Annotated in this window: 30 protein-coding genes; 1 reads left to right on the forward strand and 29 read right to left on the reverse strand. The window is 66.6% G+C overall.

Features of this window, described 5'->3' with window-relative positions; genetic code table 11:
- Position 1: 1 nt before the first annotated feature.
- From map to rpsJ, 23 genes are all read right to left on the reverse strand, one after another.
- Positions 2-853 carry a type I methionyl aminopeptidase gene (gene map, locus QFZ26_RS03990; protein WP_307039473.1) on the reverse strand — a complete coding sequence of 284 codons (852 nt, stop codon included), beginning with the start codon at positions 851-853 and terminating at the stop codon, positions 2-4.
- Positions 854-861: 8 nt separating this feature from the next.
- Positions 862-1,488 (reverse strand): adenylate kinase, encoded by a 627-nt coding sequence (locus tag QFZ26_RS03995; protein ID WP_307039475.1) that lies wholly within the window; start codon positions 1,486-1,488, stop codon positions 862-864.
- A complete protein-coding gene (secY, locus tag QFZ26_RS04000) occupies positions 1,485-2,807 on the reverse strand; it encodes a preprotein translocase subunit SecY (RefSeq protein WP_307039477.1) in 1,323 nt (440 codons plus the stop codon). Before secY ends, QFZ26_RS03995 begins: the two co-directional genes overlap by 4 nt.
- 114 nt (positions 2,808-2,921) lie before the next feature.
- Entirely contained in the window at positions 2,922-3,587 is a 666-nt protein-coding gene (rplO, locus tag QFZ26_RS04005) for a 50S ribosomal protein L15 (RefSeq protein ID WP_307039479.1), read from the reverse strand.
- Positions 3,587-3,772, reverse strand: a complete 186-nt coding sequence (gene rpmD / locus QFZ26_RS04010) for a 50S ribosomal protein L30 (protein WP_022889741.1) — start codon at positions 3,770-3,772, stop codon at positions 3,587-3,589. Before rpmD ends, rplO begins: the two co-directional genes overlap by 1 nt.
- On the reverse strand, positions 3,772-4,473 hold the full coding sequence (gene rpsE / locus QFZ26_RS04015; RefSeq protein WP_307039481.1) for a 30S ribosomal protein S5: 702 nt from the start codon (positions 4,471-4,473) through the stop codon (positions 3,772-3,774). Before rpsE ends, rpmD begins: the two co-directional genes overlap by 1 nt.
- On the reverse strand, positions 4,470-4,829 hold the full coding sequence (rplR, locus tag QFZ26_RS04020; protein WP_022893867.1) for a 50S ribosomal protein L18: 360 nt from the start codon (positions 4,827-4,829) through the stop codon (positions 4,470-4,472). The genes rpsE and rplR overlap by 4 nt, the downstream gene beginning before the upstream one ends.
- Before the next feature lie 2 nt (positions 4,830-4,831).
- On the reverse strand, positions 4,832-5,368 hold the full coding sequence (gene rplF, locus QFZ26_RS04025) for a 50S ribosomal protein L6 (RefSeq protein ID WP_307039484.1): 537 nt from the start codon (positions 5,366-5,368) through the stop codon (positions 4,832-4,834).
- A 4-nt stretch (positions 5,369-5,372) separates the two neighbouring features.
- Complete coding sequence (gene rpsH, locus QFZ26_RS04030) at positions 5,373-5,771, reverse strand: 30S ribosomal protein S8 (protein WP_108595996.1); 399 nt, start codon at positions 5,769-5,771, stop codon at positions 5,373-5,375.
- A gap of 123 nt (positions 5,772-5,894) precedes the next feature.
- The gene (gene rplE, locus QFZ26_RS04035; protein ID WP_307039487.1) at positions 5,895-6,482 is read right to left on the reverse strand and encodes a 50S ribosomal protein L5; all 588 of its coding nucleotides are present in this window, start codon (positions 6,480-6,482) and stop codon (positions 5,895-5,897) included.
- Complete coding sequence (rplX, locus tag QFZ26_RS04040; protein ID WP_307039489.1) at positions 6,482-6,841, reverse strand: 50S ribosomal protein L24; 360 nt, start codon at positions 6,839-6,841, stop codon at positions 6,482-6,484. Before rplX ends, rplE begins: the two co-directional genes overlap by 1 nt.
- A gap of 2 nt (positions 6,842-6,843) precedes the next feature.
- On the reverse strand, positions 6,844-7,212 hold the full coding sequence (gene rplN, locus QFZ26_RS04045; RefSeq protein ID WP_214868946.1) for a 50S ribosomal protein L14: 369 nt from the start codon (positions 7,210-7,212) through the stop codon (positions 6,844-6,846).
- Positions 7,213-7,244: 32 nt separating this feature from the next.
- Positions 7,245-7,559, reverse strand: coding sequence for a 30S ribosomal protein S17 (rpsQ, locus tag QFZ26_RS04050; RefSeq protein ID WP_307039492.1), 315 nt, complete (start codon positions 7,557-7,559; stop codon positions 7,245-7,247).
- 2 nt (positions 7,560-7,561) lie between these two features.
- Positions 7,562-7,891 (reverse strand): 50S ribosomal protein L29, encoded by a 330-nt coding sequence (rpmC, locus tag QFZ26_RS04055; protein WP_307039494.1) that lies wholly within the window; start codon positions 7,889-7,891, stop codon positions 7,562-7,564.
- Positions 7,891-8,310: a 50S ribosomal protein L16 gene (gene rplP / locus QFZ26_RS04060; protein ID WP_122937453.1), complete on the reverse strand. Its 420-nt coding sequence runs from the start codon at positions 8,308-8,310 to the stop codon at positions 7,891-7,893. The genes rpmC and rplP overlap by 1 nt, the downstream gene beginning before the upstream one ends.
- Positions 8,311-8,312: 2 nt before the next feature.
- Complete coding sequence (rpsC, locus tag QFZ26_RS04065; RefSeq protein WP_307039496.1) at positions 8,313-9,065, reverse strand: 30S ribosomal protein S3; 753 nt, start codon at positions 9,063-9,065, stop codon at positions 8,313-8,315.
- The gene (rplV, locus tag QFZ26_RS04070; protein ID WP_307039498.1) at positions 9,065-9,430 is read right to left on the reverse strand and encodes a 50S ribosomal protein L22; all 366 of its coding nucleotides are present in this window, start codon (positions 9,428-9,430) and stop codon (positions 9,065-9,067) included. Before rplV ends, rpsC begins: the two co-directional genes overlap by 1 nt.
- A 25-nt stretch (positions 9,431-9,455) precedes the next feature.
- On the reverse strand, positions 9,456-9,737 hold the full coding sequence (gene rpsS / locus QFZ26_RS04075) for a 30S ribosomal protein S19 (RefSeq protein ID WP_307039500.1): 282 nt from the start codon (positions 9,735-9,737) through the stop codon (positions 9,456-9,458).
- A gap of 12 nt (positions 9,738-9,749) precedes the next feature.
- The gene (gene rplB, locus QFZ26_RS04080) at positions 9,750-10,589 is read right to left on the reverse strand and encodes a 50S ribosomal protein L2 (RefSeq protein ID WP_307039502.1); all 840 of its coding nucleotides are present in this window, start codon (positions 10,587-10,589) and stop codon (positions 9,750-9,752) included.
- Positions 10,590-10,606: 17 nt separating this feature from the next.
- Positions 10,607-10,912 (reverse strand): 50S ribosomal protein L23, encoded by a 306-nt coding sequence (rplW, locus tag QFZ26_RS04085; RefSeq protein WP_307039504.1) that lies wholly within the window; start codon positions 10,910-10,912, stop codon positions 10,607-10,609.
- Positions 10,909-11,586, reverse strand: a complete 678-nt coding sequence (gene rplD / locus QFZ26_RS04090; RefSeq protein ID WP_307039506.1) for a 50S ribosomal protein L4 — start codon at positions 11,584-11,586, stop codon at positions 10,909-10,911. The genes rplW and rplD overlap by 4 nt, the downstream gene beginning before the upstream one ends.
- 3 nt (positions 11,587-11,589) lie before the next feature.
- A complete protein-coding gene (gene rplC, locus QFZ26_RS04095; protein ID WP_307039508.1) occupies positions 11,590-12,246 on the reverse strand; it encodes a 50S ribosomal protein L3 in 657 nt (218 codons plus the stop codon).
- 8 nt (positions 12,247-12,254) lie between these two features.
- Positions 12,255-12,563, reverse strand: a complete 309-nt coding sequence (gene rpsJ / locus QFZ26_RS04100) for a 30S ribosomal protein S10 (protein WP_017201594.1) — start codon at positions 12,561-12,563, stop codon at positions 12,255-12,257.
- A 493-nt stretch (positions 12,564-13,056) separates the two neighbouring features.
- Here rpsJ and QFZ26_RS04105 point away from each other — a divergent pair, with 493 nt between their 5' ends.
- Complete coding sequence (locus QFZ26_RS04105) at positions 13,057-13,506, forward strand: OsmC family protein (RefSeq protein WP_307039510.1); 450 nt, start codon at positions 13,057-13,059, stop codon at positions 13,504-13,506.
- Positions 13,507-13,521: 15 nt separating this feature from the next.
- Here QFZ26_RS04105 and QFZ26_RS04110 read toward each other — a convergent pair whose 3' ends face one another.
- The 6 genes from QFZ26_RS04110 to QFZ26_RS04135 all read right to left on the reverse strand — a co-directional run bounded on the left by QFZ26_RS04110 (position 13,522) and on the right by QFZ26_RS04135 (position 20,156).
- Positions 13,522-14,739, reverse strand: coding sequence for an acyltransferase family protein (locus tag QFZ26_RS04110; RefSeq protein ID WP_307039512.1), 1,218 nt, complete (start codon positions 14,737-14,739; stop codon positions 13,522-13,524).
- Between the two features lie 135 nt (positions 14,740-14,874).
- Positions 14,875-16,068 carry an elongation factor Tu gene (gene tuf / locus QFZ26_RS04115; RefSeq protein WP_307039514.1) on the reverse strand — a complete coding sequence of 398 codons (1,194 nt, stop codon included), beginning with the start codon at positions 16,066-16,068 and terminating at the stop codon, positions 14,875-14,877.
- Positions 16,069-16,181: 113 nt separating this feature from the next.
- Positions 16,182-18,296, reverse strand: a complete 2,115-nt coding sequence (gene fusA, locus QFZ26_RS04120) for an elongation factor G (RefSeq protein WP_307039516.1) — start codon at positions 18,294-18,296, stop codon at positions 16,182-16,184.
- An 84-nt stretch (positions 18,297-18,380) separates the two neighbouring features.
- Complete coding sequence (gene rpsG, locus QFZ26_RS04125; protein WP_022893887.1) at positions 18,381-18,851, reverse strand: 30S ribosomal protein S7; 471 nt, start codon at positions 18,849-18,851, stop codon at positions 18,381-18,383.
- Positions 18,851-19,225 (reverse strand): 30S ribosomal protein S12, encoded by a 375-nt coding sequence (rpsL, locus tag QFZ26_RS04130; RefSeq protein ID WP_022889720.1) that lies wholly within the window; start codon positions 19,223-19,225, stop codon positions 18,851-18,853. The genes rpsG and rpsL overlap by 1 nt, the downstream gene beginning before the upstream one ends.
- Before the next feature lie 283 nt (positions 19,226-19,508).
- Positions 19,509-20,156 (reverse strand): spermidine/putrescine ABC transporter substrate-binding protein, encoded by a 648-nt coding sequence (locus QFZ26_RS04135; RefSeq protein ID WP_307039519.1) that lies wholly within the window; start codon positions 20,154-20,156, stop codon positions 19,509-19,511.
- Positions 20,157-20,199 lie beyond the last annotated feature (43 nt).

Raw genomic sequence — 20,199 nt, forward strand, 5'->3', positions numbered from 1 at the left:
CTCAGCGGATCGGCACGGGGACGATGCCGTGCGGCGCGAGGCCTGCGGCTCCCCCGTCTTCGGCGGTCAGCACCCAGATGCCGCCGGCGTGCACGGCGACGCTGTGCTCCCAGTGCGCGGCGTCGGCGCCATCCGAGGTCGTGACGGTCCAGTCGTCGTCGCGCACGAACGTATCGATGGACCCGGCGACGATCATCGGCTCGATCGCGACGACGAGGCCGGGCTTGACCGCCAGGCCCTTGCGATCGACCCGGTAGTTGAAGACGGGCGGCTCCTCGTGCATGGTGCGGCCGATGCCGTGGCCGACGTATTCGGTGAGGATGCCGTACTGGTTGCCATGGCCGTTCGCATCCGCGCGCTGGGAAACGACGAAGTCCTCGATCGCCGCGCCGACCTCGTTGAGGTGGGTGGCGCGCGCGAGCGCCGCGATGCCATGCCAGAGCGCCTGCTCGGTGACCGTGGCGAGCACCTGGCGTGCGGCCACGACATCGGGCCGCGCGGTATCGGGAAGCACGACCGTGAACGCCGCGTCGCCGTTCCAGCCTCCGACCTCTGCGCCCCCGTCGACCGAGACGATGTCGCCGGCGCGGAACGGGCGGTCGCTCGGGATGCCGTGCACCACGTCATCGTCGACCGAGACGCACAGCGTGTGCCGGTATCCCGGCACGAGCTGGAAGTTCGACCAGCCGCCGTGCTCGCCGATCACTCGCTCGGCTGCCGCGTCGAGCTCGAGCGGGGTCGCGCCCACGACGAGAAGTCGACGCGCCTCGGCCAGGGCCGCGGCGGTCGCGCGCCCCGCGACGGCCATCGAGCGAAGTTCAGCAGGCGACTTGTAGACGGAGCGTCGGAACACGAGTGGGGTCAGGCCGTCGCAGCGGCGTCGGCTGCGGGCTGGAACCCGCGCTCGGCGAGGTTCGCGAAGATGCGCGACGTGACCTCGTCGAGCGAGCCGACTCCGTCGATCTCGGCGACCACGCCGCGGTCGCGGTAGATGCCGAGGATCGGGGCGGTCTCGCGCTCGTAGATCGCGAGACGGTTGGCGATGACCTCTTCGGTGTCATCGGTGCGTCCCTGCTCGATCGCCCGCTGGTGGAGCCGGCGGATGCTCTCTTCGCGCGGGACGACGAGCTCGATGACCACGTCGAGCGCCTCGCCGCGTGAGCGGAGGAACTCGTCGAGGTCGTCGAGCTGGCCCTGATTGCGGGGATACCCGTCGAGCAGGAACCCGGTCGAGGCATCCGGCTGTGACAACCGGTCGCGCACGAGTTCGCTCGTCAGCTCGTCGGGCACGAGGTCGCCGGCCTCGACGATCGACTTGACCCGCTCGCCGAGCTCGGTGCCGCCCGAGATGTTCGCGCGGAACACGTCGCCCGTCGACACCGAGGGGATCCCGAAGGCTTCCGCGACGAGCACGCCCTGCGTTCCCTTGCCGGAGCCTTGGGGTCCGACGATGAGGAAACGGGCGGAACCAGTGGCGGAAGCCGTCATCGGAGGAGTCCTTCGTAGTGCCGCTGCTGCAGCTGGGCGTCGATCTGCTTCACCGTCTCGAGGCCGACGCCGACGATGATGAGGATCGAGGCGCCGCCGAACGGGAAGTTCGCATTCGCACCGACGAGCGCCAGGGCGATGAGCGGGATGAGCGCGATGAGGCCGAGGTAGATCGAGCCCGGCAGCGTCACACGGGTGAGCACGTAGTCGAGGTACTCGGCAGTCGGACGACCGGCACGGATGCCGGGAATGAATCCGCCGTACTTCTTCATGTTCTCGGAGACCTCGTCGGGGTTGAACGTGATCGCCACGTAGAAGTACGTGAACCCGACGATGAGCATGAAGTACAGCAGCATGTAGAGCGGGTGATCGCCCTGCGTGAGGTAGTTCGTGATCCAGATGACCCACGGCTGTGCCTCTTCGCCCTGCGGCGGCTGGTTGAACTGCGCGATGAGCGCGGGCAGGTACAGGAGCGACGAGGCGAAGATGACGGGCACGACGCCGGCCATGTTGACCTTGATCGGGATGTACGTGTTGTTGCCGCCGTACGTGCGACGTCCGACCATTCGTTTCGCATACTGCACCGGGATGCGGCGCTGGGACTGCTCGACGAAGACGACGGCGACCACGATCAGGAGTCCGATCGCGAGCACCAGGGCGAAGATGTCCCAGCCGCGGGCGATGCCGATCGCCCAGAGCGAGCCGGGGAAGGTCGCAGCGATCGAGGTGAAGATGAGGAGCGACATGCCGTTGCCGATGCCGCGCTCGGTGATGAGCTCGCCCATCCACATGATGAGGCCCGTGCCCGCGGTCATCGTGATGACCATGAGCAGGATCGCGTACCAGGCGTCATTCGTGATGAGCTGCGAGCACTCGGGGGCACTCGACGGGAACAGCGCGCCCGACCGTGCCACCGTGATGAGGGTGGTGGACTGCAGCACGCCCAGCGCGATCGTGAGGTAGCGCGTGTACTGCGTGAGGCGCCCCTGGCCGGACTGGCCCTCCTTGTAGAGGGTCTCGAAGTGCGGGATCACGACGCGCAGCAGCTGCACGATGATCGACGCGGTGATGTACGGCATGATGCCGAGCGCGAAGATCGACAGCTGCAGCAGCGCGCCGCCCGAGAACAGGTTGACCAGGTCGTAGAGGCCCGACGCCCCTGCCTGGTTGGCGGCGAGACACGCCTGCACGTTGCCGAAGTCGACGAACGGCGCCGGAATGAAGGAGCCCAGTCGGAACAGGGCAACGATGCCCAGCGTGAAGCCCAGCTTGCGGCGAAGATCCGGCGTGCGGAAGATCCGCCCGATGGCGTTGAACACTCGTCCTCCTGTAGCTCCGTCGTGGAGTCAGTCGATATGCGGCTCGAGCCTGTCGAGACCCCCGTGAATCATACGCGAGGTCCCGACAGGCTCGGAATCGATCGTGCTGCGGCGTTAGTTGACCGAGCCGCCGGCGGCGACGATCTTCTGCTCTGCCGAGCCGGAGACCTTGTCGACCGCGACGTTCAGCTTCACCTGGATGTCGCCGTTGCCGAGCACCTTGACGCGCTCGTTCTTGCGCACGGCGCCCTTCTCGACGAGGTCGGCGACGGTGACGTCGCCGCCCTTCGGGTAGAGCTCCGCAAGCTTCTCGAGGTTGACCACCTGGTACTCGACGCGGAACGGGTTCTTGAACCCGCGCAGCTTCGGCGCACGCATGTGGTACGGCAGCTGCCCGCCCTCGAAGCCGGGGCGGATGTTGCCGCGGGCCTTCGAGCCCTTGGTGCCACGGCCGGCGGTCTTGCCCTTAGAACCCTCACCGCGGCCGACGCGGGTCTTGTCCTTCTTGGAACCCGGGGCGGGGCGCAGGTGGTGCACCTTCAGCACGGGCTCGCGCTTGGCGTCCGCCGCGTCCTTCTTGGCGGCGGGCTTCTTGGCGGCGGCCTTCGCCGGCGCCTTGTCAGCCTTCGCGGCGGGGGCCTTCTCCGCGGAGGCCTTCTCGGCCTTCGCGGCGGCGGCCTTGGCCGGTGCCTTCTTCTCAGCAGCGGGCTTTGCCGCGGCCTTCTTCGCCGGAGCCTTCTTGGGGGCTTCGGCGGCGACGTCGTTCTTGTCGTCAGCCATTAGTCAATCTCCTCAACCTTCACGAGGTGGGCGACGGTGTTCACGTAGCCGCGGTTCTGCGGGGTGTCCTCGCGAACGACCGACTGGCCGATTCGCTTGAGCCCGAGGCTGCGGAGCGTGTCGCGCTGGTACTGCTTCTCGCTCACCTTGGACTTGATCTGGGTCACCTTGAGCTGCTTGGCCATCAGGCACCTGCCTTCGCTGCTGCGGCAGCCTCGGCTGCCTGGGCCTCGGCACGCAACAGGCGCGCCGGGGCGACCTGGTCGTAGTCGAGACCACGGCGGGCGGCGACCGCACGCGGCTCTTCGAGCTGCGTGAGGGCTGCGACCGTGGCGTGCACGATGTTGATGGTGTTCGACGAGCCGAGCGACTTGCTCAGGACGTCGTGGATGCCGGCGCACTCGAGCACCGCACGCACCGGACCACCGGCGATAACACCGGTACCGGGCGATGCCGGACGCAGCAGGACGACGCCTGCAGCGGCCTCACCCTGGACGGGGTGCGGGATGGTCGCTCCGACGCGGGGGACGCGGAAGAAGTTCTTCTTCGCCTCCTCGACGCCCTTCGAGATCGCCGTGGGGACCTCGCGCGCCTTGCCGTAGCCGACGCCGACGAGTCCGTTGCCATCGCCCACGACGACGAGCGCCGTGAAGCTGAAGCGGCGACCGCCCTTGACGACCTTCGACACGCGGTTGATGGTCACGACGCGCTCGAGGAACTGGCTCTTCTCGGCGTCACGGCCACCGCGGTCACGGCCACCCTGGTTGCGGTCACGACCGCCGCCGCGGCGAGCTTCACGCTCGTTGCGGGCCGGCTCTGAAGCGGCTGCCGTCTCGACGGGTGCCTCTGCAGTCACCTCGGTCTCCTTCGTAGTGTTCTCACTCACAGGTTGAGCCCTGCCTCTCGCGCTCCATCGGCGATCGCTGCGACGCGACCGGCGTACTTGTTGCCGCCGCGATCGAAGACGACCGACTCGACGCCGGCCTGCTTCGCGCGCTCTGCGACGAGCTCGCCGACCTTCTTGGCCTTGGCGGTCTTGTCACCGTCGAAGGCACGGAGGTCGGCCTCCATCGTGGACGCCGATGCCAGCGTGCGGCCGGCGGCGTCGTCGACGACCTGCACGAACACGTGCCGTGCCGAACGGGTGACAACGAGGCGCGGACGCAGCTCGGTGCCGACGACCTTCTTGCGAAGGCGGGTGTGGCGGCGCGAACGCGCAGCCGTCTTGGTCTTCACAGCCATGATTACTTACCTGACTTTCCGGCCTTGCGACGCACGACCTCGCCGGCGTAGCGGATGCCCTTGCCCTTGTAGGGCTCCGGCTTCTTGATCTTGCGGATGTTCGCGGCGGTCTCGCCGACGGCCTGCTTGTCGATGCCGGCGACGGTGATCTTGTTGTTGCCCTCGACGGTCAGCGTGATGCCGGCAGGGGGCTCGACCACGACGGGGTGCGAGAAGCCGAGCGCGAGCTCGAGCGACGAGCCCTTCTGGGCGACGCGGTAACCCGTGCCGACGATCTCGAGAGCCTTGGAGTAGCCCTGCGTCACGCCGATGATCTGGTTGGCGATGAGGGTACGCGTCAGGCCGTGCAGCGAACGCGAGTTGCGCTCGTCGTCGGGCCGGGTGACGAGCACCTGGTTCTCTTCGAGCTTGACCTCGATCGGAGCCGCGACGGTGAGCGCGAGCTCACCCTTCGGGCCCTTCACTGAGACGGCCTGGCCGTCGATCTTGACGTCGACGCCCGTGGGGATGTCGATGGGAAGTCGTCCGATTCGTGACATGGAACTACCACACGTAGGCGAGGACTTCCCCACCCACGCCCTTCTTCTCGGCCTGGCGGTCGGTGAGCAGACCGCTGGAGGTGGACAGGATGGCAACGCCGAGGCCGCCGAGCACCTTGGGGAGCTCCGTCGACTTCGCGTACACGCGGAGGCCGGGCTTGGAGACGCGCTTGATGCCAGCGATCGAGCGCTCACGGTTCGGGCCGAACTTGAGCTGCAGCGTGAGGGTCTTGCCGACGCGAGCGTCGGTCACCTCGAAGTCCGCGATGTAGCCCTCTTTCTTCAGGATCTCGGCGATGTGCGCCTTGAGCTTGGAGTTGGGCATCGAAACGGAGTCGTGGTGCGCGGAGTTCGCGTTGCGCAGACGGGTCAGCATGTCAGCGACCGGGTCGGTCATCGTCATGACGATTGTTTCCTAACGTTCACCAGGTTTCAGCACCCGTTACACGAGTGATGACCTGTGGTGGCCGACCTGAGCGAATGCCTGGGCCGGTTTTCGGATGCCGCGAACGCGACATCCGGAGGTTCAGTTGGCGGGCTCGGACGACCGGAACGGGAACCCGAGCTGCTTCAGCAGCGCACGGCCCTCGTCGTCGGTCTTCGCCGTGGTCACCACGGTGATGTCCATGCCGCGAACGCGGTCGATCTTGTCCTGGTCGATCTCGTGGAACACGGACTGCTCCGTGAGACCGAAGGTGTAGTTGCCGGTGCCGTCGAACTGCTTCTCCGACAGGCCGCGGAAGTCGCGGATACGGGGCAGCGCGAGCGAGAGCAGGCGGTCGAGGAACTCCCACATGCGGTCGCCGCGCAGCGTGACGTGCGCACCGATCGGCTGGCCCTCGCGCAGCTTGAACTGCGCGATGGACTTGCGGGCTTTGGTGACCTGCGGCTTCTGGCCGGTGATCTTCGTGAGGTCGGCAATGGCGCCGTCGATGATCTTGCCATCGCGGGCCGCCTCGCCGACGCCCATGTTGACGACGATCTTCACGAGACCCGGCACCTGGTGCACGTTGGTGTAGCCGCGCTCCTCGGTGAGGGTCTTCGAGATCTCGTCCCGGTACTTGGTCTTCAGTCGCGGCTGGATTTTGCCAGCCTGCGTGGCCGTATCGGTCATTACAGGTCCTTACCTGACTTCTTCGCGTAGCGGACGCGGACGGTCTTCTCGACGCCGTCCTTCGTCACGGTCTCGGTGCGGAAGCCGACGCGGGTCGGCTTCTTCGTCTCGGGGTCGACGAGTGCGACGTTCGACACGTGGATCGACGCCTCCTGCGTCTCGATGCCACCGGTCTTGGTGCCGCGCTGGGTCTGGCCGACGCGCACGTGCTTCGTGACGAAGTTCACGCCCTGCACGACGACGCGGTTCTCGGCGACGAGCACCTCGAGCACCTTGCCCTGCTTGCCGCGGTCTCCGCCGCGAGCCTGGCTGCGGCCCGAGATGACCTGGACGAGGTCACCCTTCTTGATGTTGGCCATGACTAGATAACCTCCGGTGCCAGCGAGATGATCTTCATGAACTTCTTGTCGCGAAGCTCGCGACCGACCGGTCCGAAGATACGGGTGCCACGGGGGTCACCATCGTTCTTCAGGATCACCGCGGCGTTCTCATCGAACTTGATGTAGGAGCCGTCGGAACGACGGGTCTCCTTGACGGTGCGGACGATGACGGCCTTGACCACATCGCCCTTCTTGACGTTGCCGCCGGGGATGGCGTCCTTGACGGTCGCCACGATCGTGTCACCGAGGCCGGCGTACCGGCGCTTCGAGCCACCGAGGACGCGAATGGTGAGCAGCTCCTTGGCGCCGGTGTTGTCGGCGACCTTGACTCGTGATTCCTGCTGAAGCACTTCGAACTCCTTCTTTCAAGCAAGCCCGAGGCTTACTTGGCCTTCTCGACGATTTCGACGAGGCGCCAGCGCTTGGTGGCGCTGAGGGGCCGGGTCTCGGAGATCACGACGAGGTCGCCGATGCCGGCGGTGTTCAGCTCGTCGTGCGCCTTGACCTTCGAGGTGCGTCGCATGACCTTGCCGTAGAGCGGGTGCTTCACGCGGTCTTCGACCTCGACGACGATGGTCTTGTCCATCTTGTCGCTGACGACGTAGCCACGACGGACTTTGCGATAGCCGCGGACGAGTTCGGCCGCGGTGTCGACCTCGGCCGTAGCCGCAGCCGTAGCCTTCTTGGTCTCAGCCATGATCAGGCCTCCTTGGTCTCTGCGGCGTCGGTTGCAGCATCGTCGGATGCCTCGGCCTTGGCCTTCTTGGTCTTCTTCTCGGCCTTCGCGGGCACCTCGACCGGCACGGGCGTGGCCCGGATGCCGAGCTCGCGCTCACGGATGACCGTGTAGATGCGCGCGATGTCGCGCTTGACCGCACGAAGGCGGCCGTGGCTCTCGAGCTGGCCGGTGGCCGACTGGAAGCGCAGGTTGAACAGCTCTTCCTTCGCCTTCTTCAGCTCGTCGACGAGTCGCTCGTCTTCAAACGTGTCGAGCTCAACGGGGCTGAGCTCCTTGGTTCCGACAGCCATTATGCGTCGCCCTCCTCGCGCTTGATGATGCGTGCCTTGAGGGGCAGCTTGTGGATGGCACGGGTCATCGCCTCACGAGCGAGCTCTTCCGAGACGCCGGAGACCTCGAAGAGGACTCGACCCGGCTTGACGTTCGCGACCCACCACTCGGGCGAACCCTTACCGGAACCCATGCGGGTCTCGGCAGGCTTCTTCGTGAGCGGACGGTCGGGGTAGATGTTGATCCACACCTTGCCGCCACGCTTGATGTGACGGGTCATCGCGATACGAGCGGACTCGATCTGACGGTTCGTCACGTACGCGGGGGTCAGGGCCTGGATGCCGAACTCACCGAAGGTGACCTTCGTGCCACCGGTCGCCTGGCCCGAACGGCCGGGGTGGTGCTGCTTGCGGTACTTGACTCGACGGGGAATCAACATGGTTATGCCTCAACTCCTGCTGCCACCGGCTCCTGCGCCTTGGGCGCACGACGGGGACGGTCACTGCGCTCGGGGCGCGTCGACTTCTGGTTGGCCTGCTCGCGGGCGAGCTCCTTGTTGGTGATGTCGCCCTTGTAGATCCAGACCTTCACGCCGATGCGGCCGAAGGTGGTCTTGGCCTCGTAGAAGCCGTAGTCGATGTTCGCGCGGAGCGTGTGCAGGGGCACACGGCCTTCGCGGTAGAACTCCGAACGGCTCATCTCGGCGCCGCCGAGGCGGCCCGACACCTGGATGCGGACACCCTTGGCGCCGGCGCGCTGTGCACCCTGCAGGCCCTTGCGCATCGCGCGGCGGAATGCCACACGAGCGGAGAGCTGCTCGGCGATGCCCTGCGCGACGAGCTGGGCGTCGGCCTCGGGGTTCTTGACCTCGAGGATGTTCAGCTGGATCTGCTTGCCGCTGAGCTTCTCGAGGTCGGAGCGGATGCGCTCGGCCTCGGCGCCGCGGCGGCCGATCACGATGCCGGGGCGCGCCGTGTGGATGTCCACGCGAACGCGGTCACGGGTGCGCTCGATCTCGATGCGCGAGACTCCCGCGCGGTCGAGCGACGTCTGGAGCAGTCGACGGATCTTGATGTCTTCTGCGAGGTAGTCGGCATAGCGCTGACCGGGCTTCGTCGAATCTGAGAACCACCGCGACACGTGGTCGGTGGTGATGCCGAGACGGAAGCCGTACGGGTTGACCTTCTGACCCATTACTTCGTACCCTCCTCGGGCGTGGCGAGCACAACGGTGATGTGGCTCGTTCGCTTGTTGATGCGGAAGGCACGACCCTGAGCGCGCGGCTGGAATCGCTTGAGGGTGGTGCCCTCATCGACGAATGCGCGGCTGACGAAGAGGTCCTGCTCGTCCAGATAGGTGTTCGAGGCATCGGCCTTGACGCGAGCGTTCGCGATGGCCGAGGCGACGAGCTTGTACACCGGCTCGCTCGCACCCTGGGGTGCGAACTTCAGGATGGCGAGTGCCTCCTGTGCCTGCTTGCCGCGGATCAGGTTGACGACGCGGCGGGCCTTCATGGGGGTCACGCGGATGTGTCGCACGCGTGCGATCGACTCCACCATTTCTTTCCTCCTTCACGCCACCGCGTCAGCGGCGGCGGCCCTTCTTGTCGTCCTTCACGTGTCCACGGAAGGTGCGGGTGGGTGCGAACTCGCCGAGCTTGTGACCCACCATGGTCTCGGTGACGAACACCGGGATGTGCTTGCGGCCATCGTGCACGGCGATCGTGTGCCCGAGCATCGCGGGGATGATCATCGAGCGGCGTGACCAGGTCTTGATGACGTTCTTGGAACCGGCTTCGTTCTGGTTGACGACCTTGCGAAGCAGGTGGTCGTCGACGAAGGGGCCCTTCTTGAGACTGCGCGGCATCTTCTTCTACTCCTACTTGCGCTTCTTGCCGACGGTGCGACGACGGACGATGAGCTTGTCGCTCTCCTTGTTGGGGCGACGGGTGCGTCCCTCGGACTTGCCCCAGGGGCTGACCGGGTGGCGACCACCGGAGGTCTTGCCCTCGCCACCACCGTGCGGGTGGTCGACCGGGTTCATGGCGACACCACGCACGGTCGGGCGGACGCCCTTCCAGCGCTTGCGGCCGGCCTTGCCCCAGTTGATGTTCGACTGCTCGGCGTTGCCGACCTCGCCGATGGTCGCGCGGCAGCGCGCATCGACGTTGCGGATCTCGCCCGACGGCAGGCGGAGCTGCGCGTAGGGGCCGTCCTTCGCCACGAGGCGAACGGATGCACCGGCGGAGCGGGCCATCTTGGCGCCGCCACCGGGGCGGAGCTCGATCGCGTGGATCACGGTACCGGTCGGGATGTTGCGCAGCGGCAGGTTGTTGCCCGGCTTGATGTCGGCGTTGGGGCCCGACTCGATGGGGTCGCCCTGCGACAGCTTGTTCGGCGCGAGGATGTAGCGCTTCGTGCCGTCGATGAAGTGGAGCAGCGCGATGCGTGCGGTGCGGTTGGGGTCGTACTCGATGTGAGCGACCTTGGCCGGCACGCCGTCCTTGTCGTTGCGACGGAAGTCGATCACGCGGTACTGGCGCTTGTGGCCACCACCGATGTGACGAGTCGTGATGCGGCCCTGGTTGTTGCGGCCGCCCGTCTTGGACAGCGGGCGCAGCAGCGACTTCTCGGGCGTCGAGCGCGTGATCTCCGCGAAGTCCGCAACCGAGGAACCGCGACGACCCGGGGTCGTGGGCTTGTACTTACGAATAGCCATTCTTATTCCTCTGCTCCCTAGCCGACAGCCGTGAAGATGTCGATCGAGCCGGACTTGAGCGTGACGATCGCGCGCTTGGTGTCCTTGCGCTTGCCGAGACCGAACCGCGTGCGGCGGGTCTTGCCCTGACGGTTCAGCGTGTTGATCGACGCCACCTCGACGTTGAAGATCTTCTCGATGGCGAGCTTGATCTCGGTCTTGTTCGAACGGGGGTCCACGATGAACGTGTACTTGCCCTCGTCGATCAGGCCGTAGCTCTTCTCCGAGACGACGGGCGCGATGATGATGTCGCGCGGGTCCTTGTTCTGGGCGGCGGTGCTCATGCGGAAACCTCTTCCTTCACTGCGCTGTCGGCCTTGGGCGACTTCGACGCCACGAAGGCCTCGAGTGCGGCGGTGCTGAAGACGATGTCGTCGGAGACGAGCACGTCGTAGGCGTTCAGCTGGTCGACGCGCAGCACGTGCACGGTCGGGATGTTGCGCACCGCGCGCTGCGAGAGCTCTTCACCCGGCGCGAGCACGATGAGGAACCGCTTGGCGGGCGCGATCGCACCGAGGAGCGCGATGGCGTCCTTGGTCTTCGGCGTCTCGCTCGCGGCGAAGGTCTCGACGGCGTGGATGCGGCCGCCGCGTGCGCGGTCGGACAGCGAGCCGAGGAGCGCCGCAGCGATCATCTTCTTAGGGGTGCGCTGCGAGTAGTCGCGCGGCTGCGGCCCGTGGACGATGCCACCGCCGGTCATCTGAGGAGCGCGGATCGAACCCTGACGGGCGCGGCCGGTGCCCTTCTGCTTGAACGGCTTGCGACCTGCGCCGGAAACCTCGCCGCGGGTCTTGGTCTTGTGCGTGCCCTGGCGCGCTGCTGCGAGCTGGGCGACGACGACCTGGTGGATGAGCGGGACGTTGGTCTGCACGTCGAAGAGTTCAGCGGGCAGCTCGACCGAGCCGGACTTCTTGCCGGTCACGTCGAGGACGTCGATGGTGTTGGTCGCGGTAGCCATGGACTACGCCCCCTTCACTGCGTTGCGGACGAAAACGAGACGGCCACGTGCACCGGGAACCGCGCCCTTGACGAGCAGCAGGCCCTTCTCGGCGTCGACGGCGTGCACGAGGAGGTTCATCACGGTCACGCGCTCGCCACCCATGCGGCCCGCCATGCGCATGCCCTTGAAGACACGGCTGGGGGTCGAGGAAGCACCGATCGAGCCGGGCTTGCGGTGGTTGCGGTGCGAACCGTGCGAAGCGGAGACACCCTTGAAGTTGTGGCGCTTCATGACACCGGCGAAGCCCTTGCCCTTGCTCGTGCCGACGACGTCGACGAGCTGGCCGGCTTCGAAGGTCGCGTCGACCGTGAGCTCCTGGCCGCGCTCGTAGCTCGAGGCATCCGCGGTGCGGACCTCTGCGAGGTGGCGGCGCGGGGTGACCCCGGCCTCACGGAAGTGGCCGGCGGCAGGCTGGTTGACCTTGCGCGGGTCGATGGCGCCCGCGGCGATCTGCACGGCGTTGTAGCCGTCGATCTCGGGGGTGCGGATCTGCGTGATCACGTTCGGGGCGATCTCGATGACGGTGACCGGGATGAGCTTGTTGTTCTCGTCCCACACCTGGGTCATGCCGAGCTTCGTGCCCAGCAGGCCCTTCACGTTCTTGGTAGCGGAAGACATCTGTTACCTCAGAGCTTGATCTCGATGTTGACGTCGGCCGGAAGGTCGAGTCGCATGAGCGAGTCGACGGCCTTGGGCGTCGGGTCCACGATGTCGATGAGACGCTTGTGGGTGCGCATCTCGAAGTGCTCGCGGCTGTCCTTGTACTTGTGGGGCGAACGGATGACGCACACCACGTTCTTCTCGGTCGGAAGCGGCACGGGGCCGACGACCGTGGCGCCCGCGCGGGTCACCGTGTCGACGATCTTGCGCGCCGAGGTGTCGATGACCTCGTGGTCATACGACTTCAGTCGAATGCGGATCTTCTGTCCCGCCATCTCGGACTCTCTCTCTGTCAAGGCGTCTTACCCCTTCCGAGGGCATCGGACGCCGCGTAGCCACTTCGGGTGAAGCACCACTGTTCTTCTGTCAAAGGCCGGTGATCGAGCCTGTCGAAGCCACCCGCCCGGATTCCCCGGGGCGGTGCCCTCGACACGCTCGACCTTCGAGCCCCTCGCCGGCGCACGCGGACAGAGTTCACCCATGTCGTTGATTGTCGGCTCAGTTGTGTTCTGCTGCCCGCGGCCTAGCCTGACCCCTTCGGCTCCGTTGGAACCGGGTGGCTATGCACTGCCTGGCAGTGATCCGATCGGCGCGCACGTGTGCACGCGTTCGAAATGTTGAACTCATCGAGTTTGCCACAGTCCGGGCCTTCGTGCAACCCGGGCGTGTCGCGCTCGTTCGGTTCACAGCCAGGTCGCAGGCGACGGATGCCTCTGGCTCGCGTCATCCGTGATGGAATCGGTCTGACGACGATGGTTTGGAGGCCACATGACCGAGCACGCGCACCGGGTGAGCGAGCACATCGGACCCGGAAGCGTGTCGGTCACGCGCACGGGCTCACGCACGTACGAGGGCATGAACGAACGCGGTTCGACCGTGCTGATCGGGCCTGCGGAGGCTGAGGGACACTTCACGCCGGGTGAGCTCCTGAAGCTCGCCCTCGCCGGTTGCGCCGGAATGAGCGCCGACAAGGTCGCCGCCCGGCGCCTCGGCGACGACTTCGAGCTGACCGTCTGGGCGCACGGCACGTCGAAGCCCGACAACCGCTACGACCGCGTCGAGGAGGAGCTGCTCGTCGATCTCTCGGTGCTCGACGATGCCGAGCGCGCGAAGCTCATCGAGATCATGGTGAAGGCGATCGATCGCGGATGCACCGTGGCGCGCAGCGTGCACGACAGCATCGAGCTCGCCACGACGATCGACGGCACCCCGGTCTAGCCGGCGGGCCGCGGGTCAGTCACCCTGCTCGTCGTCGTGCTCGCACGCGACGTGACGCTCCGCCACGACGCCCGGCGCGACCATGCCCGTGCCCACGATGACCGCGACCACCACGCCGAGGCCGCCGAGCATCATCACGGGACGCGCGCTCAGGGCCCGGCGGCCCTGGCGGAACGGATCCTCGATCCAGCGCTTCGATGCGCCGGCGACGACGAGCGAGATGATGACGAGCAGCACCATCAGCCACGGCGGGCTCGGCATTCCCGTCAGGTACGGCGTGAACATGAAGATCGGCCAGTGCCACAGGTACAGCGAGTACGACACGTCACCCACCCACTGCACCGGCCTCGTCGCCGCCATGCGGGTCGGCGACCACGGTACCTCGGGCATGCCCGCCCAGATCACCGCGAGGGTGCCGGCAACGGGGATGACCACGACCAGGCCCGGGAACACCTCGGGCGAGCGGAACGTGACGATCGGCACGGCGATGAGCACGAGGCCGACCCATGACACGGCCGCCCGCAGGCCGGCATGGACGGGTTGGGGGCTCGCCGCGACGAGCGCGAGCATGCCGCCGACCCCGAACTCCCAGGTGCGGGCGAGCGTCGAGAAGTACGCCAGGTTCGCATCCTGCGCGGTGAGCACGAGCGACAGCACGAACGAGGCGGCCGATGCGGCACCCAGGATCACGAGTGCGACCCGAACCGACGACGACGCGCGTCGCGCTGCGATCCACAATGCGAGGAGCAACAGCAACGGCCAGAACAGGTAGAACTGCTCCTCGACCGACAGCGACCAGAAGTGCTGCACCGGTGTCGACTCGAGGTCGGCGCGCTGCGGCAGCTGCGAGTCGATCGCGAGCTGCCAGTTCTCGAAGTACAGCGCGCTCGCGACGATCTCGCGGAACCACTGCTGCCACTCGCTGCGTGGAACGAGCGCGAGCGTGAGGGCCGATATCGCGAAGAGCACCACGAGGGCGGCGGGAAGGATGCGTCGCGCCCGGCGGAGGTAGAACTGGGAGAGGGAGATGCGTCCGGTGCGTTCGGCCTCGCGCATGAGCAGGCCGGTGATCAGGAATCCCGAGACCACGAAGAAGACGTCGACGCCCATGTACCCCGCCGGGGCGACGGCCGGCCATCCGTGATGCAGGACGACCGCACCGACGGCGACCGCCCGGAGAGCCTGGATCTCGGGACGCGCCGTTGACCGTGTGAATGGTGCAGGGGAAACCATCCCCTCCAGCGTACGGACGCGGCGGACCCAGCGCGATCCCCCAGTCGGCAGATGACGAAAAGGGAAGACGAAAGGGGCCGGGCCTCTCGGCCCGACCCCTGTCGGTGTATCATCCGCTCCGCTGGAGCGGTGGGACTACTTGATGATCTTCGTGACCGTACCGGCGCCGACGGTGCGACCACCCTCACGGATGGCGAAGCCGAGGCCCTCCTCCATGGCGATCGGCTGGATGAGCTCGACCGTCATGTCGGTGGTGTCGCCGGGCATGACCATCTCGGTGCCCTCGGGCAGCGTGATGACGCCGGTGACGTCGGTGGTGCGGAAGTAGAACTGCGGACGGTAGTTCGCGTAGAACGGGTTGTGACGACCGCCCTCCTCCTTGGAGAGGATGTACGCGGTGCCCTCGAAGTTCGTGTGCGGGGTGACCGAACCGGGAGCGACGACGACCTGGCCGCGCTCCACGTCTTCGCGCTTCGTGCCGCGAAGGAGGAGGCCGCAGTTCTCGCCGGCCCAAGCCTCGTCGAGCTGCTTGTGGAACATCTCGATGCCGGTGACCGTGGTCTTCTGCGTCGGGCGGATGCCGACGATCTCGACCTCGGAGTTGATCTTCAGCGTGCCACGCTCGGCGCGGCCCGTGACGACGGTGCCACGACCGGTGATCGTGAAGACGTCCTCGATCGGCATGAGGAAGGGCTTGTCCTTGTCGCGCACCGGGTCGGGGATCGACTCGTCGACGGCCTCCATGAGGTCGAGAACGGACTGGGTCCACTTCTCGTCGCCCTCGAGGGCCTTGAGGCCGGAGACGCGCACGACGGGAGCGTTGTCGCCGTCGAAGCCCTGGCTCGAGAGCAGCTCGCGGACCTCGAGCTCGACGAGCTCGAGGATCTCCTCGTCGTCGACCATGTCGGACTTGTTGAGCGCGACGAGCAGGTAGGGCACGCCGACCTGCTTGGCGAGCAGGACGTGCTCACGCGTCTGGGCCATCGGGCCGTCGGTGGCGGCGACCACGAGGATCGCGCCGTCCATCTGAGCCGCACCGGTGATCATGTTCTTGATGTAGTCGGCGTGACCCGGGGCGTCGACGTGCGCGTAGTGGCGCTTCGGCGTCTCGTACTCGACGTGCGAGATGTTGATCGTGATGCCGCGCTGACGCTCTTCAGGAGCCGAGTCGATCGACGCGAAGTCGCGCTGCACGTTGGTGGCCGACGGGAACTTGTCGGCGAGCACCTTCGAGATTGCGGCGGTGAGCGTCGTCTTGCCGTGGTCAACGTGACCGATGGTTCCGATGTTGACGTGCGGCTTGGTCCGCTCGAACTTGGCCTTAGCCACTGTGGGTCCTCCTCAGGACTCGTGTAGAACCGCCGGGCGCTGGATTGCGACCGGTGGTCTACGGGGGTTGTGTTGATATGTTACGCGAACCGGCAGGCTCGTGCGTTATCGGACTATTCGCCCTTGTTCTTCTGGACGATCTCGTCGGCCACGGCCTTCGGGACCTCCGCGTAGCTCTGGAACTCCATCGAGTACACCGCGCGACCAGAGGTCTTCGACCGAAGGTCGCCGATGTATCCGAACATCTCCGAGAGCGGGACGTGCGCACGCACGACCTTCACGCCGGCGGCATCCTCCATGGACTGGATCTGGCCGCGACGCGAGTTCAGGTCGCCGATGACGTCGCCCATGTACTCCTCAGGAGTACGGACCTCGACGGACATCAGCGGTTCGAGCAGCACGGGGTTCGCCTTGCGAGCGGCTTCCTTGAAGCCCATCGAGCCGGCGATCTTGAACGCCATCTCCGAGGAGTCGACGTCGTGGGCCGCGCCGTCGAGCAGGCTCGCCTTCACGCCGACCATCGGGTAGCCCGCGAGGATGCCGTACTGCATGGCGTCGCGGAACCCGGCGTCGACCGAGGGGATGTACTCGCGGGGAACGCGGCCACCGCTGACCTTGTTCTCGAACTCGTAGATCTTGTCGCCTTCGATCTCGAGCGGCTCGATCGCGAACTGGATCTTCGCGAACTGGCCGGAACCACCGGTCTGCTTCTTGTGGGTGTAGTCGTGCTTCTCGACCGCACGCTTGATGGTCTCGCGGTAGGCCACCTGGGGCTTGCCCACGTTGGCCTCGACGTTGAACTCGCGCTTCATGCGGTCGACGAGGATGTCGAGGTGCAGCTCGCCCATGCCCTTGATGACCGTCTGGCCGGTCTCGGAGTTCTGCTCGGTGCGGAAGGTGGGGTCCTCCTCGGCGAGCTTCTGGATCGCGGTGCCCAGCTTCTCCTGGTCGGCCTTCGTCTTCGGCTCGATCGCGACCTCGATGACGGGCTCGGGGAAGGTCATCGACTCGAGCACGACCTGGTTGTTCGGGTCGCACAGGGTGTCACCGGTGGTCGTGTCCTTGAGGCCGATGACGGCGTAGATGTTGCCGGCGGTCACCGACTCGACGGGGATCTCCTTGTTGGCGTGCATCTGGAAGATCTTGCCGATGCGCTCCTTCTTGCCCTTGGTCGAGTTGATGACCTGGGCACCGCTGTCGAGGCGGCCGGAGTAGACGCGAACGTACGTGAGGCGACCGAAGAACGGGTGCACGGCGACCTTGAACGCGAGGGCCGTGAACGGCTCCGTCGCGTCGGCGTGACGCATGACGACCTTCTCCTCGTCACGAGCGTCGTGCGCCTCGATGGCGGGCACGTCGAGCGGCGACGGGAGGTAGTCGATGACGGCGTCGAGCATGGGCTGCACGCCGCGGTTCTTGAAGGCAGAGCCGCAGAGCACCGGGTAGATCTCGCTCTTGACCGTGAGGCCGCGGATGGCCGCCTTGATCTCGGCGACGGTGAGCTCTTCGCCGCCGAAGTACTTCTCCATGAGGTCGTCGCTCGTCTCGGCGACGGCCTCGAGCAGCGCGGTGCGGTACTCGGCGGCCTTGTCGACGAGGTCGGCGGGGATCTCCTCGATGGCGTACTTGGCGCCCATCTGGACGTCACCCTTCGCGTCGCCGCGCCAGGTGAGTGCACGCATCTCGACGAGGTCGACGACGCCTTCGAAGTTCGACTCGGAGCCGATCGGCAGCTGCAGCACGAGCGGCTTGGCGCCGAGGCGGCTGATGATCGTGTCGACCGTGTAGTAGAAGTCGGCGCCGAGCTTGTCCATCTTGTTGACGAAGCAGATGCGCGGAACGTTGTACTTGTCGGCCTGGCGCCAGACCGTCTCGGACTGGGGCTCGACGCCCTCCTTGCCGTCGAAGACGGCGACCGCGCCGTCGAGCACGCGGAGCGAGCGCTCGACCTCGACCGTGAAGTCGACGTGGCCGGGGGTGTCGATGATGTTGATCTGGTTCTTGTTCCAGAAGCAGGTCACGGCGGCAGACGTGATCGTGATGCCGCGCTCTTTCTCCTGCTCCATCCAGTCGGTCGTCGAGGCGCCGTCGTGGGTCTCGCCGATCTTGTGGTTGACGCCCGTGTAGAACAGGATGCGCTCGGTGGTGGTGGTCTTGCCGGCATCGATGTGCGCCATGATGCCGATGTTGCGGACCTTGTTCAGGTCGGTGAGCACGTCTTGTGCCACGGGGGTTCCTCCGGGATGTTCAGGAACGAAAAAGATGAGGTGAGCGGATGCCGCAGCGTGCTGCCGCGGCATCCGCTCGGCCTGCTACCAGCGGTAGTGGGCGAATGCGCGGTTCGACTCGGCCATCTTGTGGGTGTCTTCGCGGCGCTTGACCGCGGCACCGAGGCCGTTCGAGGCGTCGAGGATCTCGTTGGTGAGACGCTCGGTCATGGTCTTCTCGCGACGAGCCTTGGCGTAGCTGGTGAGCCAGCGGAGGGCCAGGGTGTTGGCGCGATGAGGCTTGACCTCGACGGGGACCTGGTAGGTCGAGCCGCCGACGCGGCGCGAACGCACCTCGAGGGTGGGGCGCACGTTGTCGAGCGCCTTCTTGAGGGTGGCGACGGCGTCCTGGCCGTTCTTCTCGGCGACGTTCGAGAGCGCCTCGTACACGATGCGCTGGGCGAGGTCCTTCTTGCCGTCGATGAGGATCTTGTTGACGAGCTGGCTGACGACGGGCGAACCGTAGACCGGGTCGGCGACGACGGGGCGCTTCGGAGCGGGTCCCTTGCGAGGCATTACTTCTTCTCCATCTTCGCGCCGTAGCGGCTGCGGGCCTGCTTGCGGTTCTTCACGGCCTGCGTGTCGAGCGCGCCGCGGATGATCTTGTAGCGCACACCGGGGAGGTCCTTCACACGACCGCCGCGAACGAGCACCATCGAGTGCTCCTGGAGGTTGTGGCCCTCACCGGGGATGTAGGCCGTGACCTCGGTGCCGTTCGAGAGCTTCACACGAGCGACCTTGCGGAGCGCGGAGTTCGGCTTCTTCGGGGTGGTGGTGTACACACGCGTGCACACGCCCCGCTGCTGGGGGTTGGCCTTCAGGGCGGGAGCCTTGGTCTTGGTGACCTTCGGCGAGCGACCCTTGCGGACCAACTGCTGAATGGTTGGCACTGCTTCTCCTTGTTTGTGCTGCACGGTGACAGCGTGATGAATTTCACATCATGACCCACCGGCACTGCAGAGCTGCAGGGCTTGTGAGATGGTGGGTATGCCGTGGGGGCCGACCCGTGGGTGACCCTTGCAGTGTGCGACTTGTACGAACTCGTGCTGCGCCGACCTGGGCTGAGGCCTCAGAGGCTCCTGCTGATCGGGCACGGTTCAAGCGCGCAGAACGCGCACACCCGGTCAATAGTAGTCGGCGGCTCGTCGTCGGTCAAATGGCGACGGATGCCCCTCAGCCCGGCCACCCCGGCGCGTCGAGTTCGCGGTCGAGGTCGGCGAGGAGCTCGGCGACCTGCGGTTCGACGATGCGCGCCACCGCGACGCCGATGCGCTCGCGGTGCTGCGCGAGCTCGACGCAGATGCGGCGGCCGAGCTGCTTGGCGAACTCGTCGGCGAGCCGCACCTCCTCGCGGAGCGCCTCCTTCTCCTCGAGAGTGAACGGCCGCGGCGCGGGCTCGGCATTCTCGGCCGCGGCATCGGCCTCGAGTCCGCTCAGCGTGAAGAGGAACGGCTGGTCGGGCGCTGGCTCCGGGTCGAGGTCGAGACCGAGGAATTCGGGCTCGAGACCCTCGCCCGCCCGGTACGGCCGCCTGGCCTTGCGTTCCTCGGCCAGGCGGATCTCGCGGTGCAGCATCGGGAGGTTGCGTGCGGTGTAGTCGTCGACGGCGGTGTCGATGATGCCCTTCATGCGCATCGAGAACGCGTGCTGCACCGGATGCGGCACGTCGACATCGAGCCCGGCGGCCACGAGGATCGGTGAGCCGAAGCAGCGCTGGCAGAGCCGCACGCGGGCGCGGTGCGTGCCCGGTCGCCACCGCGGCAGCCATGCGAGCCAGCGGTCGACCTCGTGGCTGACGCGCGCCTCGATGGAACCCTCCACCCGTTCACGATACTGCCGCGAGGGCGCGGACCGTGGGGTGGAT

Origin of the sequence: Agromyces ramosus (assembly GCF_030817175.1) — a bacterium.
GTDB classification, from domain to species: Bacteria; Actinomycetota; Actinomycetes; order Actinomycetales; family Microbacteriaceae; genus Agromyces; species Agromyces ramosus_A.

Bases quoted from the DNA above. Each gene is read 5' to 3' on its own strand.
- QFZ26_RS03995 (WP_307039475.1), bottom strand. From the start codon at position 1,488: ATGACGGCTTCCGCCACTGGTTCCGCCCGTTTCCTCATCGTCGGACCC.
- rplB (WP_307039502.1), bottom strand. From the start codon at position 10,589: ATGGCTATTCGTAAGTACAAGCCCACGACCCCGGGTCGTCGCGGTTCC.
- rplC (WP_307039508.1), bottom strand. From the start codon at position 12,246: ATGTCTTCCGCTACCAAGAACGTGAAGGGCCTGCTGGGCACGAAGCTC.
- rpsH (WP_108595996.1), bottom strand. From the start codon at position 5,771: ATGACGATGACCGACCCGGTCGCTGACATGCTGACCCGTCTGCGCAAC.
- rplO (WP_307039479.1), bottom strand. From the start codon at position 3,587: ATGGCTGACGACAAGAACGACGTCGCCGCCGAAGCCCCCAAGAAGGCT.
- rplW (WP_307039504.1), bottom strand. From the start codon at position 10,912: ATGAGCACCGCCGCCCAGAACAAGGACCCGCGCGACATCATCATCGCG.
- rpmD (WP_022889741.1), bottom strand. From the start codon at position 3,772: ATGGCCAAGCAGCTCAAGGTGACCCAGATCAAGTCCAAGGTGAGCGAG.
- rplP (WP_122937453.1), bottom strand. From the start codon at position 8,310: ATGTTGATTCCCCGTCGAGTCAAGTACCGCAAGCAGCACCACCCCGGC.
- rpsG (WP_022893887.1), bottom strand. From the start codon at position 18,851: ATGCCTCGCAAGGGACCCGCTCCGAAGCGCCCCGTCGTCGCCGACCCG.
- rplX (WP_307039489.1), bottom strand. From the start codon at position 6,841: ATGGCCAACATCAAGAAGGGTGACCTCGTCCAGGTCATCTCGGGCCGC.
- QFZ26_RS04110 (WP_307039512.1), bottom strand. From the start codon at position 14,739: ATGGTTTCCCCTGCACCATTCACACGGTCAACGGCGCGTCCCGAGATC.
- rplE (WP_307039487.1), bottom strand. From the start codon at position 6,482: ATGACCGATACGGCCACGCAGGCTGGCAAAATCCAGCCGCGACTGAAG.
- rplD (WP_307039506.1), bottom strand. From the start codon at position 11,586: ATGGCTACCGCGACCAACACCATCGACGTCCTCGACGTGACCGGCAAG.
- rpsJ (WP_017201594.1), bottom strand. From the start codon at position 12,563: ATGGCGGGACAGAAGATCCGCATTCGACTGAAGTCGTATGACCACGAG.
- QFZ26_RS04105 (WP_307039510.1), top strand. From the start codon at position 13,057: ATGACCGAGCACGCGCACCGGGTGAGCGAGCACATCGGACCCGGAAGC.
- rplF (WP_307039484.1), bottom strand. From the start codon at position 5,368: ATGTCACGAATCGGACGACTTCCCATCGACATCCCCACGGGCGTCGAC.
- rpsS (WP_307039500.1), bottom strand. From the start codon at position 9,737: ATGCCGCGCAGTCTCAAGAAGGGCCCCTTCGTCGACGACCACCTGCTT.
- rplR (WP_022893867.1), bottom strand. From the start codon at position 4,829: ATGGCTGTGAAGACCAAGACGGCTGCGCGTTCGCGCCGCCACACCCGC.
- rpmC (WP_307039494.1), bottom strand. From the start codon at position 7,891: ATGGCTGTCGGAACCAAGGAGCTCAGCCCCGTTGAGCTCGACACGTTT.
- rpsC (WP_307039496.1), bottom strand. From the start codon at position 9,065: ATGGGTCAGAAGGTCAACCCGTACGGCTTCCGTCTCGGCATCACCACC.
- rplV (WP_307039498.1), bottom strand. From the start codon at position 9,430: ATGGTGGAGTCGATCGCACGCGTGCGACACATCCGCGTGACCCCCATG.
- rpsQ (WP_307039492.1), bottom strand. From the start codon at position 7,559: ATGGCTGAGACCAAGAAGGCTACGGCTGCGGCTACGGCCGAGGTCGAC.